We start from the raw sequence: 16,746 nt of genomic DNA on the forward strand, positions 1-16,746 counted from the left end.
GGCGTCAGGCGTCGCGCTCGGCGCGCCAGGTGATGTACTTCAGCGTCGCCGCCGAGCCGGCGATGATGCCGGCCAGCGCGATGAACGAGCCGATCGCCAGCGTCGAGACACCGCTGAGGCCCTGGCCGACGGTGCAGCCCATCGCGGTGACGCCGCCGAAGCCCATCAGCACGGCGCCGATCAGCTGGTTGCGCAGGTCGTCGAACGACGCGAAACCCTCCCAGCGAAACGTCTTCGACGCGAGCGCCCACGCGAGCGAGCCGGCGATCACGCCCAGCGCGGTCGCGATGCCGAACGTCACGCGCAGCGACTTGTCGGTCCACAGCATCAGCAGCTCGAGCGTGTACGCGGTCGGTGCGACGAAGCTCATCGACTCGAGCGTGCGCGTGTTGGTCGCGAAGTAGACGTTCTCGAGCGTCTCGGGGTTCTCGCCGAAGCCGAGGTGGCCGGTGAGGTACCAGCCCGCGACGACGACCGCGCCGATCCCGAGCCCGGCGCTCCACTGCGTCGCATTGGCGCGAAAGCGCTTGTCGGCGAACGCGAACGCCGCCAGCGCGAGGCCGACGGCCCACAGCGTGGCCATCAGCGCCGTCTTGGCCTCGATCCCGGTGATCTTGGCGACGAGCGAGGCCAGGCTCTGGTCGCTGAGGCCCATCTTGCCGAGGTCCAACGACACCGGGTCGAGGACGCTCGCGCGCCACTGGCCGAACAGGCCCTTGAGCGTCATGTACGCCGAGATCGCGAGGAAGGTCAGCACCACCAGCGAGCGCACGCTGCCGCCGCCGACGCGGATCAGGTTCTTGTTCGCGCAGCCGCCGGCCAGCGACATGCCGATGCCGAACAGCACGCCGCCGACCAGCAGCGACAGCCAGCTCAGCGTCGTACGCTGGTAGATCGTCTTCGGCACGTCGATCAGCCCGGCGTGGAACAGCAGGTTGGTGCCGACGATGGCCACCGCGATCGCCAGCAGCCACATGCGCATGCGGCCCCAGTGGCCCATGTTGACGACGTCCGACACCGCGCCCATCGTGCAGAAGTTGCTGCGGTTGGCGATGGCGCCGAACACGAACGCGAGGCCGAAGCCCCCCCACACCACCAGGCCGGACGGATCGGCTGCCGCCTCAGTGCTCATCGAAGACCTCCTCCTGTCGGGCCGGCGCGCGGCGCGCCGGCGATCGTCACGAGTCTAGTGGCCGCTGCCGCCGGCCACGCGCAGCATCGTGTCGCGGATCGCGTCGGGCGCGCGCACGATGCCCATGAACTGGCCCATCCCCAGCGCCGGCCACGCCAGCGCGATGCGGTAGCGCGCGTACGGCGAGTAGACCTTGCCCCCGACGACATAGATCTCGTACGGCAGCGCCGCGACGTGGTCGGCGCCGATCTTGCCGGCCCACCAGCCCTCGCCGGTGTCGGCGTCGTTGAGCGCGACGCCGAACACTGCGAGCTGCTGCTGCGGCAGCACGACTTCGTAGACCTTCGCGGTCGCGCCGACGCCGCGCGCGAGGTTGGCCTGCACCGTGCGCAACGCCTCGTCGAACGTCGCGAACGCATTGAGCTCGCTGTTGGCCGAGTCGAGGCGCTCCATGCCGAACATGTAGCGATAGTTCGCGAGGTCGCCCTCGGGGACGTCGCCGCCGAAGCCGGCACCGGTGCCGAGCGCGCGCTCGAGCCGCGCCTGCGCGGCGCGCACCGCCGGCTCGGCGGCGGCGTAGCCGTCGCGCAGGTAGGCCCGCGCCCAATAGCCGGGGTTGACGTAGCTGACGGTGCCGTCGCTCTTGACGCCCACGCGCAGCGCGGCGCCGAGCACGGCCGGGCCGCCCGCGCGCGCGACCGCCTGCAGCAGCTCGGGATCGGCGACGACGACGCTTGCGTGCTGCGGCAGGCCGCGCGGGCGGTGCGTGCCGAGCACCGCGAAGCCCTGCGCCTTGAGCTTGCGCTCGACCTGCGCGAGCTGCGCCGACAGGTCCGCGCCGTCGACGCGGTCACCGTAGACGTAGGGACTCAGCGCGTGGCTGGCGGCGGCCAGCGCCCACAGCGCGAGGGCGGTCAACGTCGAGCGCCACATCGCGGCCTCAGATGTACAGGCACACGTCGGACTCGCCGGCGAACTTCATGAACGTCGCCGCGCCGCCGTACTCGATGCCGTCGATGAAGTCGCTCTTGCTGAACTCGAACAGGTCCACCGTCATCTGGCAGGCGACGAACTTGACGTCGGCCTCCAGGCACAGCGAGCGCAGCTCCTCGAGCGACGCGACGCCCTTGGACTTCATCTTGTTCTTCATCATCATCGTCGCCATCGACTCCATGCCCGGCAGCACCTGCACGAGCACGGGCATCGGCACCGGCATCGGCATCGCCGGGTTCGCGAGCGGGCTGATCTTGATGTGGTCGAGGTTCCTGCGCAGCAGCTGCAGGCCGTAGAACGTGAAGAAGATCTGCACGTCCCACCCGAGCGAGGCGGCCGTCGACGACAGGATCAGCGGCGGGTAGGCCCAGTCGAGCGTGCCCTTGGTGGCGATGATCGCCATTTTCTTGGTAGCCATCGAAGCTCCGGAACGGTCAGGGAGGAAAGTGCACGGACGTGCGCACCCGCCCGCCGCGGTGCGTGGCGCCGCGGCGGTGAACGCGTCGGTCGGTGAGGATCAGGCCTTGCGCAGGAAGAAGACGTACTTGCCGCCTTCTTGCGTCGACGACAGCAGCGCGTTGCCGGTCTGCTCGGCGAACGCGGCCATGTCGCACACCGAGCCCGGGTCGGTCGCGACCACGCGCAGCACCTGCCCGGAAGCCATGTCGGCGAGCGACTTCTTCGTCTTGACGATCGGCAACGGGCACGACAGGCCCGAGGCGTCGAATTCCTTGTCGTAGTTCATGCGTCTGTCTCCTAGCGCCGGCCTGCGGGCCGTGTCGAGTCCGCAGCCGCCGGCCGCGGCGACGCCGCGGTGCCCGCGCGGTCGCAGCACGCTGCGGCTATTACGGACGAAGGGCGCGCCACCGTCTATTACCGCAATGGGTGACCGTTCATAGCCCACATGGGTAGCAGGGTTGTCGCCGATCGACGCCCCATGCCAAGACCTTCTAGAAGGGAATGTCGTCGTCCATGTCGTCGAAGCCGGTCGACGACTTCTGCGGCGCCGACTTGCTCGGCGCCGGCCGTGCGGGCGGGGTGCTGCGCGCCGGCGCGGCGGCGGCATCGTCGCCACCCATGCCCTCGCGGCCGCCGAGCAGCTGCATCGTCTCGGCGACGATCTCGGTCGTGTAGCGGTCGTTGCCGTCCTTGTCCTGCCACTTGCGCGTCTTCAGCCGGCCCTCGATGTAGACCGGGCGGCCCTTGCGCAGGTACTCGCCGGCGATCTCGGCCTGGCGGTCGTACAGCACGACGGAGTGCCACTCGGTCTCTTCCTGGCGCTCGCCGGTGTCACGGTTCTTCCAGTTGCGCGTCGTGGCCAGCCGCAGGTTGCACACGGCCGCGCCGCTGGGCGTGTAGCGCACCTCGGGGTCCTTGCCGAGGTTGCCGATCAGGATGACTTTGTTGACGCTGGCCATGGGTGCCTCCGCCGCGGTGGGGTTCGAGGCGGAACATTGTGCCGCAGCGCTGCGCGGGACCGGGGGCCGGCACGCCGCCTGCTAAGGTGGGGGTGATGAACGAGCCCGACGCGTCGCACCAGCCCGACTTCTGGCGCAACCTGCGCCAGCAGATCGTCGCCGGGCGACCGTGGGTCGACCGCGCGGTGGTGATCGCCTGCGCGGTGGCCACCGGGCTGGTGGTGGTGGCGTTCACGCTGCTGTCGGAAGCGGCGAGCGACGCGTTCGCGCACGCGCGCGCGGCCGACGGGCCGCTCGGCGGCTGGGGCGCCTGGCTCGCGCTGGCGTGGACGCCGGCGTTGACGGTGGCCGTGCTGTGGTTCACGCGCCGCTTCGTGCCCACCGCGATGGGCTCGGGCATCCCGCAGGTGATGGCCGCGCTCGACGACGGCGCGAGCGAGGCGCGCCGCGGCGCGCTGGTGTCGCTGCGCGTGTCGCTGCACAAGATCGGGCTCGTCTCGGGCGGGCTGCTCGCGGGGCTGTCGATCGGCCGCGAGGGACCGACGGTGCAGGTCGGCGCCGGCGTGATGCTGCACGCGCGGCGCTGGCTGTCGCCGGGGGCCGGCATCGACGCGCACGACCTGATGGTCGCCGGCGCCGCAGCCGGCATCGCGGCGGCGTTCAACACGCCGCTGGGCGGCGTCATATTCGCGCTCGAGCAGCTCACGCGGCGGCGGCACCTGTCGCACAGCTCGCTCGTCATCGCGGCCATCGTCACTGCCGGTCTCGTCGCGGTGTCGGTGTTCGGCAACGTGACCTACTTCGGCAAGCTCGCCGTGCAGCCGCTCGACGGGGGGCTGTTCGTCCCCGGGCTGCTGGTCGCGCTGGCCACCGGGCTGGCGGGCGGCCTGTTCTCGCGCCTGATCGTCGTGTCGATGCAAGGGGGTGCCGACCGCTTCAGCCGCTGGCGGCGCGCGCACCCGCTGCGCTTCGCCGCCGGCTGCGCGTTCGGCGTTGCCGTGATCGGGCTGGTGACGAACGGTGCCACCGCCGGCGCCGGCGCGACGACGACGCGCGCGCTGCTCGAAGGCCAGCAGGATCTGCCGGCGATCTACACGCTGCTCAAGTTCTGTGCGACGTGGCTGTCGGCGTGGACCGGCGTGCCGGGCGGCGTGTTCGCGCCGTCGCTGGCGATCGGCGCGGGCATCGGCCACGACGTCGCGCTGCTCGCCGGCGTCGGCGCCGAGCGTGCGATCCCGCTGATCGCGCTGGGCATGGTCGGCTTCCTCGCCGCGACGACGCAGGGGCCGATCACCGCGTTCATCATCGTGATGGAGATGGTCGCCGGCCACGCGATGGTGCTCAGCCTGATGGCCACTGCGCTGCTGGCCAGCGGCATCTCGCGGCTGATCACGCGGCCGATGTACCTCGAGCTGGCCGCGCTGCTGATGCCGCCGCCGCAGGCGCAGCCGTCGGCGGCCGGCGGGGCCGGGGACGCGCGCCAGCCCGCCGCGGCCCCGTAACATGCCTCTTTCCGCCGCCGCCCCGATGTCCGCCATCCTCGCCACCGCCCCACCCCCCGCGCTGCAGGTACTGCACGAGGTGTTCGGCTACCCGGCGTTCCGCGGACCGCAGCAGGCCATCGTCGAGCACGTGGCCGGCGGCGGCGACGCGCTGGTGCTGATGCCCACCGGCGGCGGCAAGAGCCTGTGCTACCAGGTGCCGGCGATCGTGCGCCACCGCGCCGGCCGCGGCGTCGCCGTCGTCGTGAGCCCGCTGATCGCGCTGATGCACGACCAGGTCGGCGCGCTCGAAGAGGCCGGCGTGCACGCCGCGTTCCTGAACTCGACGCTCGCGCCCGACGAGGCGCAGGCCGTCGAGCGCGAACTGCGCAGCGGCCGGCTCGTGCTGCTGTACGCCGCACCCGAGCGCGTGCTGACGCCGCGCTTCCTCGCGATGCTCGACGCGCTGCACGAGGGTGGCAGGCTGTCGCTGTTCGCGATCGACGAGGCACACTGCGTCAGCCAGTGGGGGCACGACTTCCGCGAGGAGTACCTGGGGCTGTCGGTGCTCGCCGAGCGCTACCCGGGCGTGCCGCGCGTCGCGCTGACCGCGACCGCCGACGCCATCACGCGCGCCGACATCGTCGAGCGGCTGCAGCTGCAGGGCGCGCGCACCTTCGTCAGCAGCTTCGACCGCCCGAACATCCGCTACACGATCGTCGAGAAGGACGACCCGCGGCGTCAGCTGCTGCGCTTCCTGCGCGACGAGCACGACGGCGACGCCGGCATCGTCTACTGCGGTAGCCGGCGCAAGGTCGAGGAGGTGGCCGCGTGGCTCGAGGGCGAGGGCATCGCCGCGCTGCCGTACCACGCCGGGCTCGACGCCGACGTGCGCCGCGCGCACCAGGACCGCTTCCTGCGCGAAGACGGGCTCGTGATGGTCGCGACGATCGCGTTCGGCATGGGCATCGACAAGCCCGACGTGCGCTTCGTCGCGCACCTGGACCTGCCGAAGAACATCGAGGCCTACTACCAGGAGACCGGCCGCGCCGGCCGCGACGGGCTGAGCGCCGACGCGTGGATGACCTACGGCCTGGCCGACGTCGTGCAGCAGCGGCGCATGATCGACGAGAGCGGCGCCGACGACGAGTTCAAGCGCCTGCAGCGCGACAAGCTCGACGCGCTGCTCGCGCTCGCCGAGGCGACCGACTGCCGGCGCGTGCGGCTGCTCGCGTACTTCGGCGAGGCGAGCCAGCCGTGCGGCAACTGCGACAACTGCCTCGCTCCGCCCGAGACGTGGGATGCGACCGAGGCGGCGCGCAAGGCGCTGTCGTGCGTCTACCGCTTCGCGCAGCACGGCCGCGGCTTCGGCCCCGACGCGTTCGGCGCCGGCCACCTCATCGACGTGCTGCGCGGCAAGGCCACCGACAAAGTGCGCCAGCACGGCCACGAGCGGCTGTCGACGTTCGGCATCGGCGCCGACCTGAGCGAGGCGCAGTGGCGCGCCGTGCTGCGCCAGCTGATCGCGCTCGGCCACCTGCGCGCCGAAGGCGAGTACCACACGCTCGCGCTGACCGCGTCGAGCCGCGCGGTGCTGCGCGGCGAGGTCTTGCTGCGGCTGCGCCGGCCGAGCGCGCTCGCGCCGCGCGCGAAGGCGGCGCGTCGTGCGGCCAAGACGCATGCACCACCGCTGCCGCTCGACGCGCCGGCGCTCGCGCGCTTCGCCGCGCTGAAGGCCTGGCGCGCCGAAGTCGCGCGCGAGCACGGGCTGCCCGCCTACGTGATCTTCCACGACGCGACGCTGGCCGAGATGGCCCGCGAGGCGCCGGCCACCCTCGACGCTCTGGCCGGCATCAGCGGCGTCGGCGCAAAGAAGCTCGACGCCTACGGGCACGAGATCCTGCACGTGCTCGCCGCCGGCGGCTGAGGCGTCCGCCGGCCGCCGAGCGCGAGCACGCGGGCGATTCAGCGCGAGCCGCCGTCGGCGCGTTCGCCGACCGCGCGCGACTCGACGGCGAACACCGCCGCCTCGACACGCGAGCTCAGGTTGAGCTTCGCGAGGATGTGGCGCACGTGCAGCTTGACGGTGTCGTGGCTGATGTCGAGCGCGCGCGCGATCGCCTTGTTGCTCTGCCCGCGGGCGAGGTGTTCGAGGATCTCGCGCTCGCGCTCGGTCAGCGACGCGAGCATTCCGGCGCGGTCGGTCGGCCGGCCGCCGCCGGGCTGTTGCAGCATCTGCGCGAGCTTGAACGTCATCGCCGGTGCCACCGTCAGCTCGCCGCGCGCGGCGCGGCCGATCGCGGCGATCACCTCGTCGGGCTCCATGTCCTTGAGCAGGTAGCCACGCACGCCGGCGCGCAGCGCCGCCGCGAGGTCGGCCTCGGAGTCGCTCATCGTCAGGATCAGCGCCGGCGTGTCGATGCCCTCGGCGCGCAAGCGGCGCAGCAGCGTCAGGCCGTCGGTGCCGGGCATGCGCAGGTCGAGCACGAGCAGGTCGGGCTTTTGCTCGCGCAGCACCGGCAGCACCTCGTCGGCAGTCGCCGCGGCGGCGAGCACCTGCATCTTGCCGCGGTGGGTCAGCAGGTCGGTCAGCCCGCTGCGGCACAGCGAGTGGTCGTCGACGAGCACGATGCGCAGCGGTGCCGTCGTCATGCCGTCGTCCTCGCGTCGGCGCCGGCACGCGGAAACGCCAGCCGCACGCGCGTGCCGCCGCCGGCGCGCTGCCCGATCTCGAGCTGGCCGCCGAGGCGGCGCGCGCGCTCACCCATGATCATCAGCCCGTGGTGCGTCGGCCCGGCCGCTGTGGCGTCGTCGGCCGCGCGCGGGCCGGTGCCGTCGTCCTCGACGACGATCTCGACGAGCCCGTCGCGCGCGTCGACCGACAGCCACGCGTGGCGCGCTTGGGCGTGCTGCGCGACGTTGGCCAGCGCCTCCTGCACGACGTGGAACGCCTGCGCCTCCTGTTCGGTGCTGAGCTCGAGCGCGCCGGCGCGGTTGGCGTAGGCGAGCGCGACGCCGGTGCGCGCCGGAAACTGCCGCGCGCAGTCGGCCAGCGCGTGCAGCAGGCCCTTCGGGTCGACCGGCGCGCGGTAGTGCGTGAGGATCTCGCGCAGGCTCGCGTGCGCCTGCGTGACGGCGCCGCGCACGTCGGCGACGTACTTCAGCGCCTGTGCGCGCTCGTCGCCCTCGATGGCCTGCTGCAGCAGCGGCAGGCGCATCTTCACGAAGGTCAGCGTCTGCGCGACCGAGTCGTGCACCTCGGCCGCCATCAGCTGGCGCTCGGCGAGCACGGTCGCGCGCAGGTGCTCGCGCTCGAGGCGCAGGTGGTCGAGCGCGAGGCCGAGCAGGTCGCCGACGGCGCGCAGCACCGTCTGCACGCCGTCGTCGGGACGCACCGCGGTCTCGAAGAACAGGTTGTAGACGCCGAGCATGCGGCCGCGGTGCGCGAGCGGCACCGCCAGCACGTGCGCGCACGCGCCGCCCGCCGCGCCGCTGGCGCGCACGCCGTGCAGCTTGCAGTCGCCGGCGGCTTCGCTCCACGCGAGCTGCTGGCCGTGGGTGGCCACGCCGCACACGCCGCAGTGGCGGTCGACGAGTGCCTCGGCCTGCGCGACCTCGGGCGCCAGACCGAGGTGACCGACCAGTCGCAGCCGCCGCGTCTCGTCGCAGAACACGCGCACCGCACCGGCCTGGGCGCCGGCCAGCGTGACGATCGGCAGCAGGAAGCGGTGCAGCAGCGCCTCGACGTCGTGGCCGGCGCCGAGGTCGGCCGTGATCTCGGCCAGCAGGCTGGCATCGGGCGGACGCTGCGCATCGGCGCTGCCGCCGCTCGTGCGGTCTAAAGAGGAGATCATCGAGGCTGGCGCGCCTGTGACTGGGGTGGCTGGGAATGGCGCATTGGAACCGGTCCGCGCCGGTTTTGCCATCGGGCGCGACCCGATACCCCCCGGCCTACCTCGGCCGCCACCTTCCCCCGCTGCTCGCGCGTCGACTCGCCGGTCGCGCGGCAGCCAGGCCGTGGCGCCGACGCGGCCGCTTGCGCGCTGGCCGTGACCGGCGGCGGTCATCCCCCAGATGGGTTACACGCCATTACCCGTCCCGGCTATAGACGCTGCAATGCCCCCTTTTGCCTAATGGCGACAGGAGACACCCCCGGCTGCCCCCCCGGCGGTCGGGGCCACGCATGCCGGCCCCGCGTCGGCCGCATGAACGACAACGAATGGCGCCGACCCCGCTGCACGACCCGACCGCGCCGCCGATTCCCGGCGCCAAGACCGAGACGCGCAACACCACGTGCTACATGTGCGCGTGCCGCTGCGGCATCCGCGTGCACCTGCGCGACAGGCCGAACGGCCCCGAGGTGCGCTACATCGAAGGCAACCCCGAGCACCCGCTGAACCAGGGCGTGATCTGCGCCAAGGGCAGCTCGGGGATCATGAAGCAGTACTCGCCGGCGCGCCTGACGCAGCCGCTGCTGCGCCGCCCGGGCACCGAGCGCGGCGCGGCGCAGTACGACGCGATCTCGTGGGAGCAGGCGTTCGCGCTGCTGACCGAGCGCCTCGCGAAGATCCGCGCGACCGACCCGAAGCAGTTCGCCCTGTTCACCGGGCGCGACCAGATGCAGGCGCTCACGGGCCTGTTCGCGCGCCAGTTCGGCACGCCGAACTACGCCGCGCACGGCGGTTTCTGCTCGGTGAACATGGCCGCCGGGATGATCTACACGATCGGCGGCTCGTTCTGGGAGTTCGGCGGCCCCGACCTCGACCGCGCGAAGCTGTTCGTGATGATCGGCACCGCCGAGGACCACCACAGCAACCCGCTGAAGATCGCGATCAGCAAGTTCAAGCGCGCGGGCGGGCGCTTCGTGTCGATCAACCCGGTGCGCACCGGTTACTCGGCGATCGCCGACGAGTGGGTGCCGATCAGGCCGGGCACCGACGGCGCGCTGCTGCTCGCGCTGATCCACGAGATCGTCGCGCTCGGCCTGTACGACCGCGACTTCATCGCGCGCTACACCAACGCCGGCCAGCTCGTGAACCAGGACGCGGCGAGCGACGCGTTCGGCATGATGCTGCGCAACCCCGACGGCGACGTCGTCAACCCGCTGCGCCCGCACAATTTCTACTGGTGGGACCGCCACACGGGCAAGCCGGTGGCCGACCACACCGAAGGCGCCGACCCGGCGCTGCTCGGCCGCTTCACGATGCCCGACGGCACGCCCGCGGTGCCCGCCTTCCAGCTGCTCGTCGACCGCGTCAAGGACTGCACGCCCGAGTGGGCCGCCGGCATCACCGGCATCCCGGCGGCGACGATCCGGCGGCTGGCGCACGAGATCGGCATCACGGCGCGCGACCAGCGCATCGAGCTGCCGATCGCGTGGACCGACTGCTGGGGCCAGCGCCACAAGTCGGTGATCGGCCGGCCCGTCGCGTTCCACGCGATGCGCGGGCTGGCCGCGCACAGCAACGGCTTCCACACGATCCGCTCGCTCGCGATCCTGATGAGCCTGCTCGGCACGATCGACCGCCCGGGGGGCTTTCGCCACAAGGCGCCGTACCCGCGCGCCGTGCCGCCGAACGCACGACCGCCGAAGGGCCCGCAGGCCGTGCAGCCGAACAAGCCGCTCGACGGCGCGCCGCTGGGCTGGCCCGAGAGCCCCGACGACCTGTTCGTCGACGAGCGCGGCGAGCCGGTGCGCATCGACAAGGGCTTCAGCTGGGAGCACCCGCTGTCGGCGCACGGGCTGATGCACAACGTCATCACCAACGCCTGGCGCGGCGACCCGTACCCGATCGACACGCTGCTGATCTTCATGGCCAACATGGCGTGGAACTCGACGATGAACACGTCCGAGGTCCGCAAGATGCTGAACGACAAGCGGCCCGACGGCGAGTACAAGATCCCGTTCCTCGTCGTGTGCGACGCGTTCCAGTCGGAGATGACGGCGTTCGCCGACCTGATCCTGCCCGACACGACGTACCTCGAGCGGCACGACTGCATGTCGATCCTCGACCGCCCGATCAGCGAGTTCGACGGTCCGGTCGACGCGGTGCGCGTCCCGGTGCTGCCGCCGCTGGGGCAGTGCAAGCCGTTCCAGGAGGTGCTCGTCGAGCTCGCGAGCCGGCTGAAGCTGCCGGCGTTCACGAACGCCGACGGCAGCCGCAAGTTCAAGGACTACCCCGACTTCATCGTCAACTACGAGACCGCGCCCGGCTCGGGCATCGGCTTCCTCGCCGGCTGGCGCGGCAAGGACGGCAGCCAGTCGATGCGCGGCGAGCCGAACCCGCGCCAGTGGGAGATGTACGCGCAGAACCACTGCGTCCATCACCACGTGCTGCCGCCCGAGGCGCAGTACATGCGCAACTGGAACCGCGACTACATGGCGTGGGCGCAGAAGAACGGCCTGCGGCGCGACAACGACCCGATCGTCATCCACCTGTACTCCGAGTTCCTGCACAGCTTCCGCCTCGCGGCGCAGGGCCGGCGCGCCGGCAAGCAGCCGCCCGCGCGGCTGCGCGAGCGCGTGGCGACCTACTTCGACGCGCTGCCGTTCTGGTACGAGCCTCTGGAGGCGAAGGCGACCGACCTCGCGCGCTACCCGCTCAACGCCGTGACGCAGCGGCCGATGGCGATGTACCACTCGTGGGACTCGCAGAACGCCTGGCTGCGCCAGATCCACACCCACAACTACCTCTACGTCAATCCGGTCACGGCGCGCACCGCGGGGGTGGCCGACGGCGGCTGGATGTGGGTCGAGTCGCCCTGGGGCAAGGTGCGCTGCATGTGCCGCCACTCCGAGGCCGTCGAGCCCGGCACGGTGTGGACGTGGAACGCGATCGGCAAGTCGGCCGGCGCGTGGTCGCTGGCCGACGACGCCAACGAGTCGCGGCGCGGCTTCCTGCTCAACCACCTGATCAGCGAGGAGCTGCCCGTCGCGCAGGGCGGCGCGGTGTCGAACTCGGACCCGATCACCGGCCAGGCCGCGTGGTACGACGTGCGCGTGCGCATCTACCCGGCGCAGCCCGACGAGCCGGCAACGACGTGGCCGCAGTTCGAGCCGATGCCGCGGCTGCCGGGCATGCCGATCGAGCCGCCGAAGGCGCGCGCGTGGATGGCGGGGGGCGAGAAGTGACGCAGCTCCTGTCTCAGGAGGGCAAGCTGTGACCCAGCTTGCGTTGGTGATCGACCTCAACGTCTGCGTCGGCTGCCACGCCTGCGTGACGAGCTGCAAGCAGTGGAACACGTCAGGCGCGGCCGGCCCGCTCGTTGACCTCGACCCCTACGGCGCCGACCCGAGCGGCACCTTCTTCAACCGCGTGATGACGTTCGAGGTCGGCGAATACCCGAACACGCAGACGGTGCACTTCCCGAAGAGCTGCCTGCACTGCGAGGATCCGCCGTGCGTGCCGGTGTGCCCGACCGGCGCGAGCTACAAGCGCGCCGAGGACGGCATCGTGCTCGTCGACTACGACAAGTGCATCGGCTGCAAGTACTGCAGCTGGGCCTGCCCCTACGGCGCGCGCGAGCTCGACGAGCAGCGCAAGGTGATGACCAAGTGCACGCTGTGCGTCGACCGCGTCACCGACACGACGCTGCCGCTGGCCGAGCGCAAGCCGGCATGCGTGCTCGCGTGCCCCCCGGGGGCGCGCCTCTTCGGCGACATCCACGACCCGGCCTCCGACGCGGCCAAGGCGATCGCCGAGCGCGGCGGCTACGCGCTGATGCCCGAATGGGGCACGAAGCCGGCCAACCACTACCTGCCACGCCGGCGCACCGAGATCACGATCCACCCCGAGAACCTGCAGCGCGTCGACAATCCGCTGCAGGTCGACGGCCTGCAGCCGGCGTCGCCCGCCGGCCCCGGCCGCGAAGACTTCGCCACCTGACATGCAACCGGCGTTTTCCGTCATCTTCCTGACGACGCTGATCGGCGCGGCGCAGGGCCTGTTCCTCGCGCTGTTCGCCGCCGAGCTCGCCGGCTTCGGCACGGGCGACGGGCAGGCGCGCTTCCTCGCGTTCGGCGGCGTCGTGGCCGTCGTGCTGACCGGGCTGGGCCTCGCCGCGTCGTTCTTCCACCTCGGCCGGCCCGAGCGCGCGTGGCGCGCCGCGGCGATGTGGCGCACGTCGTGGTTGTCGCGCGAAGTCATCGTGCTGCCGGCCTTCGGCGGCCTCGCGCTCGCGTGGGCGGCGGCGCACGCGCTCGGCCTGCCGGCCACGCGCGCGCTCGGCGCTGCTGCGGCGCTCGCGGCGCTGGCACTGTTCGTCTGCACCGCGATGATCTACGCGTCGGTGCGCTTCATCCAGGAGTGGGCGAGTGCGCTGACCGTCGTCAACTACCTCGTGCTCGGCTGCGCATCGGGGCTCACGCTGGCATCGGCGCTGGCGGCGGCGCAAGCGCCGGCACTGGCGCGGCCGTTCGCGCTCGCGGCACTGGCGCTGACGCTCGCGGGGCTCGTCACGCGCGGCGCGTCGCTGGTGCGCAACGCGCGGCTGAAGCCGAAGTCGACGCTGCAGACCGCGATCGGCGTCAAACACCCGCGCGTCGTGCAGCGCTCGATGGGCTTCATGGGCGGCTCGTTCAACACCCGCGAGTTCTTTCACGGCCGGACCCCCGCCGTGCTGGCCAACGTCAAGTGGGCCTTCGTCGCGCTGGCGTTCGTGCTGCCGCTGGCGCTGCTGGCACTCGGCCTGGGCAGCGCGTCGGCGACGTGGTTCGCGCTCGCGTTCGCGGTGCAGTACGTGGGCCTGCTGGCCGAGCGCTGGTTCTTCTTCGCGCAGGCCAACCACCCGCAGAACCTGTACTACCAGGTGGTCGGCTGAATGCGTGACCTGCGCTGCGCCGTCGCCCCGCTGCGGCCCGTGTTCGCCGCGGCCGTGCTCGCCGCCGCCGCGCTGCCGGCGCATGCGGCCTCCGCGGCAGCGCCGGGGACTCCGTGGTGGGTCTGGCCGCTGGCGCTGTTCGTCGCGTGCTTTCTGATGGGCATCGTCGCAGTGCCGGCGGGCATCGGCGGCGGCACGCTGTTCGTGCCGATCGTCGGCGGCTTCTTCCCGTTCCACCTCGACTTCGTGCGCGGCGCCGGGCTGCTCGTCGCGCTGGCCAGCGCGCTGGCGGCGGCGCCGACGCTGATGCGCAGCGGACTGGCGAGCGTGCGCCTGGCACTGCCGCTGGCGCTGCTCGCGTCGGCGAGCTCGATCGCGGGCGCGCTGCTCGGGCTGGCGCTGCCGGTGGCGGTGGTGCAGACGGCGCTGGGCGTCATCGTGCTGGGCATCGTCGCGCTGATGTTCCTGGCCAAGAAGAGCGAGTTCCCGCACGTGGAGCGGCCCGACGCGCTCGGCCGTGCGCTGCAGCTGCACGGTGTCTTCACCGACGGCGCCACCGGGCGGCGCGTCGAGTGGCAGGTGCACCGCACGCCGCTGGGGCTGGTCGTGTTCCTCGGCATCGGCGTGCTCGCCGGCATGTTCGGCATCGGCGCCGGCTGGGCCAACGTGCCGGCGCTGAACCTGCTGATGGGCGCGCCGCTGAAGGTCTCGGCCGGCACGTCGGGGCTGGTGCTGTCGCTCGTCGACTCGTCGGCGGCGTGGGTCTACGTCAACAAGGGCGCGGTGTTGCCGATGATCGCGGTGCCGTCGGTGGTCGGCATGATGCTCGGCGCCAAGATCGGCGCGCGGCTGCTGACGGTGCTCAAGGCGTCGGTGATCCGCAAGATGGTGATCGCGCTGCTGCTGTTCGCCGGCGTGCGCGCGCTGCTCAAGGGACTGGGGGTGTGGCCGTGAGTGCCGCGTCGCCGGGCAGCGGGCAGCCGCCCGAGCAGGTCCTGTACGCGCGGCTGCTCGACGCGGGCACGCGCATCGGGCTGGCCGTGCTCGTCGCCGCGTTCGTCGCCTATGCGTTCGGGTTCGTCACGCCGCACGTGCCGCTCGAACGCCTGCCCGAGGTCTGGACGCTGCCGGTGTCGCAGTTCCTCGAGGCCACGGGGCTGCCCGCCGGCTGGCAGTGGGTGCGCTTCGCGCACCGCGGCGACGTCGCGAACCTGGTCGGCATCGCGGTGCTGGCCGGCTGCTCGCTGTTGGCGCTCATTGCGCTGGTGGGGCTGTACCTGCGCCGTGGCGAGCGGCTGTACGCCGCGATCTGCGCGGCCGAAATCGCCGTCGTCGTGCTCGCCGCCTCCGGCGTGCTGACGGCCGGGCACTGACGCGCCGCGGAGGGCACGCGATGGGCCACGTCTTCGAGCGCCTGCTGCTGGCGACCGAGCACACCGAGTTCGACGTCGGTGCCGAGCGCATCGCGCTGCAGCTCGCGGCGCGCTGCGGCGTGCCGCTGGCCGCGGTGCTGCCGGTGGTCAGCAACGCCGAGTACGAGCTGGTGGCCCCCGAACTCGCCGAGCGCGCCGACGCCGAAGCGGCGGCCAAGTGCCGCGACCTCGAGGCGGCCGCGCGCGCCGCCGGGGTCGAGATCGCGCTGCGCGTGCGCCGCGGGCTCGAGCCGTCGCTCGAGATCGTAGAGGAGGCGCGCGAACTCGGCAGCGACCTCATCGTCGCGCGCCGGCGCGGCCGCCGCGGCTTCCTCGCGAACCTGCTGCTCGGCAGCATGGTCGGCGAAGTCGTGGCGCACGCGCCCTGCAGCGTGCTGCTCGTGCCGCGTGCGGCGGCGATGTGGTCGCGGCGCGTGCTGGTGGCGCTGGATCCCGGCGCGCCCGGCGCGCTGCGGCAGACGCTGACCGACATCGCGGTCGGGCTCGCGCAGGAGTGCGCGCTGCCGCTGCACGTGACCTGCGTCGTCGACGGCGGCGCGACGGCGCAGCACACCGCCGCCGCCGAAGTCGTCGCGCACGCGCGTGCGCAGGCGCAGGCGCGCGGCGTCGACGCCGACGGCGCCGTGCGCAGCGGCCGGCCCTACGAGCAGATCGTCGCCGCGGCCGACGCCACCGGCGCCGACCTCGTCGTCGTCGGCCGCCACGGCGGCGCGGTGGCGACCCGCGCATGGCTCGGCGGCACGGCGCAGAAAGTCATCGGGCTGGCCGAGCGGCCGGTGCTGGTGGGAGTCCCGAAGGAAACGCAGGCATGAGCGACGCACTGAACTATCTCGTCAAGGCCCGCCCCGACGCGGTCGGCCACTACTTCGCGTTCCTGAAGGCGTGCGGCAAGCACCTCGACCCGAAGACGCGCGACCTGATCTCGATCATCACCAAGGTGCACGCGCAGACCGAGCGCGGCTTCAAGCAGTACCTCGGACGTGCGCTGCGCGACGGCGTCACGCCGATGGAGGTGCTCGACGCGCTGCTGATGGCGTTCCCGGCGCTCGGGCTGGCGAAGATCGTGTGGGCGGTCGACATCATCCTCGCGATGGACCTGCCCGAGTTCCAGCCCGCCGCGCTCGGCGCCGAGGGCACCTGGCACGACGTGATGCCGACCAAGGGCGTCAAGGCCGGCAGCGTGCAGCGCGTCGACTGCGACGGCCGCGGGCTGTTCGTCTACAAGGACGCCAAGGGCTGGCGCGTCTACGACAGCCGCTGCCCGCACCAGACGACCAACATCCCGCACCTGGCGCTGCAGGGCACGACGCTGACCTGCCCGAAGCACCAGTGGCAGTTCGACATCCGCAGCGGCGAGTGCATCGCCAAGGGCACGAGCCCGCTGCGCCAGTGGCCGACCAAGGTCGAGAAGGGCCGGCTCTATGCCCGCTGGTGAGCCCGCCGGCCCATTCATTCGCTTCCCCCCACCC

At 72.3% G+C, this 16,746-nt stretch carries 16 protein-coding genes; 9 read left to right on the forward strand and 7 right to left on the reverse strand.

The annotated features are described in order from the left end of the window. Positions 1-4: 4 nt before the first annotated feature. From DRV96_RS08650 to ssb, 5 genes are all read right to left on the reverse strand, one after another. The gene (locus tag DRV96_RS08650) at positions 5-1,132 is read right to left on the reverse strand and encodes a YeeE/YedE family protein (RefSeq protein ID WP_119289942.1); all 1,128 of its coding nucleotides are present in this window, start codon (positions 1,130-1,132) and stop codon (positions 5-7) included. A 54-nt stretch (positions 1,133-1,186) separates the two neighbouring features. Continuing rightward, positions 1,187-2,065, reverse strand: a complete 879-nt coding sequence (locus DRV96_RS08655; protein ID WP_119289944.1) for a hypothetical protein — start codon at positions 2,063-2,065, stop codon at positions 1,187-1,189. 7 nt (positions 2,066-2,072) lie between these two features. Continuing rightward, a complete protein-coding gene (gene dsrE2 / locus DRV96_RS08660) occupies positions 2,073-2,543 on the reverse strand; it encodes a sulfur carrier protein DsrE2 (RefSeq protein WP_119289946.1) in 471 nt (156 codons plus the stop codon). A 99-nt stretch (positions 2,544-2,642) separates the two neighbouring features. Further along, on the reverse strand, positions 2,643-2,870 hold the full coding sequence (locus DRV96_RS08665) for a sulfurtransferase TusA family protein (RefSeq protein WP_119289948.1): 228 nt from the start codon (positions 2,868-2,870) through the stop codon (positions 2,643-2,645). Positions 2,871-3,075: 205 nt separating this feature from the next. Next, positions 3,076-3,543, reverse strand: coding sequence for a single-stranded DNA-binding protein (gene ssb, locus DRV96_RS08670; RefSeq protein ID WP_119289950.1), 468 nt, complete (start codon positions 3,541-3,543; stop codon positions 3,076-3,078). Positions 3,544-3,638: 95 nt separating this feature from the next. Here ssb and DRV96_RS08675 point away from each other — a divergent pair, with 95 nt between their 5' ends. Continuing rightward, on the forward strand, positions 3,639-5,045 hold the full coding sequence (locus DRV96_RS08675) for a chloride channel protein (RefSeq protein WP_119289952.1): 1,407 nt from the start codon (positions 3,639-3,641) through the stop codon (positions 5,043-5,045). Between the two features lie 25 nt (positions 5,046-5,070). Further along, positions 5,071-6,951 carry a DNA helicase RecQ gene (gene recQ, locus DRV96_RS08680; protein ID WP_210757002.1) on the forward strand — a complete coding sequence of 627 codons (1,881 nt, stop codon included), beginning with the start codon at positions 5,071-5,073 and terminating at the stop codon, positions 6,949-6,951. 38 nt (positions 6,952-6,989) lie between these two features. On the opposite strand, the gene DRV96_RS08685 is transcribed toward recQ, so the two are convergent. Next, the gene (locus DRV96_RS08685; RefSeq protein ID WP_119289956.1) at positions 6,990-7,676 is read right to left on the reverse strand and encodes a response regulator; all 687 of its coding nucleotides are present in this window, start codon (positions 7,674-7,676) and stop codon (positions 6,990-6,992) included. Continuing rightward, positions 7,673-8,878, reverse strand: coding sequence for a GAF domain-containing sensor histidine kinase (locus DRV96_RS08690; protein ID WP_162910992.1), 1,206 nt, complete (start codon positions 8,876-8,878; stop codon positions 7,673-7,675). The genes DRV96_RS08685 and DRV96_RS08690 overlap by 4 nt, the downstream gene beginning before the upstream one ends. 446 nt (positions 8,879-9,324) lie before the next feature. On the opposite strand from DRV96_RS08690, the gene DRV96_RS08695 reads away from it, so the two are divergent. From DRV96_RS08695 to DRV96_RS08725, 7 genes are read left to right on the forward strand one after another with little or no spacing between them, the layout of a single operon-like run. Then, positions 9,325-12,156, forward strand: coding sequence for a molybdopterin oxidoreductase family protein (locus DRV96_RS08695; RefSeq protein ID WP_235823346.1), 2,832 nt, complete (start codon positions 9,325-9,327; stop codon positions 12,154-12,156). A 28-nt stretch (positions 12,157-12,184) separates the two neighbouring features. After that, positions 12,185-12,910: a 4Fe-4S dicluster domain-containing protein gene (locus DRV96_RS08700; RefSeq protein WP_119289963.1), complete on the forward strand. Its 726-nt coding sequence runs from the start codon at positions 12,185-12,187 to the stop codon at positions 12,908-12,910. Between the two features lies 1 nt (position 12,911). Next, entirely contained in the window at positions 12,912-13,844 is a 933-nt protein-coding gene (locus DRV96_RS08705) for a dimethyl sulfoxide reductase anchor subunit family protein (RefSeq protein WP_119289965.1), read from the forward strand. Then, positions 13,845-14,798 (forward strand): sulfite exporter TauE/SafE family protein, encoded by a 954-nt coding sequence (locus DRV96_RS08710; RefSeq protein WP_119289967.1) that lies wholly within the window; start codon positions 13,845-13,847, stop codon positions 14,796-14,798. Then, complete coding sequence (locus DRV96_RS08715) at positions 14,789-15,217, forward strand: DUF1634 domain-containing protein (RefSeq protein WP_119289969.1); 429 nt, start codon at positions 14,789-14,791, stop codon at positions 15,215-15,217. Before DRV96_RS08710 ends, DRV96_RS08715 begins: the two co-directional genes overlap by 10 nt. A gap of 20 nt (positions 15,218-15,237) precedes the next feature. After that, on the forward strand, positions 15,238-16,089 hold the full coding sequence (locus tag DRV96_RS08720; protein WP_119289971.1) for a universal stress protein: 852 nt from the start codon (positions 15,238-15,240) through the stop codon (positions 16,087-16,089). Further along, entirely contained in the window at positions 16,086-16,712 is a 627-nt protein-coding gene (locus tag DRV96_RS08725) for a Rieske 2Fe-2S domain-containing protein (RefSeq protein ID WP_119289973.1), read from the forward strand. The genes DRV96_RS08720 and DRV96_RS08725 overlap by 4 nt, the downstream gene beginning before the upstream one ends. Positions 16,713-16,746 lie beyond the last annotated feature (34 nt).

This window comes from Azohydromonas sediminis (genome assembly GCF_003574675.1).
Classification (GTDB): Bacteria; Pseudomonadota; Gammaproteobacteria; order Burkholderiales; family Burkholderiaceae_C; genus Calidifontimicrobium; species Calidifontimicrobium sediminis.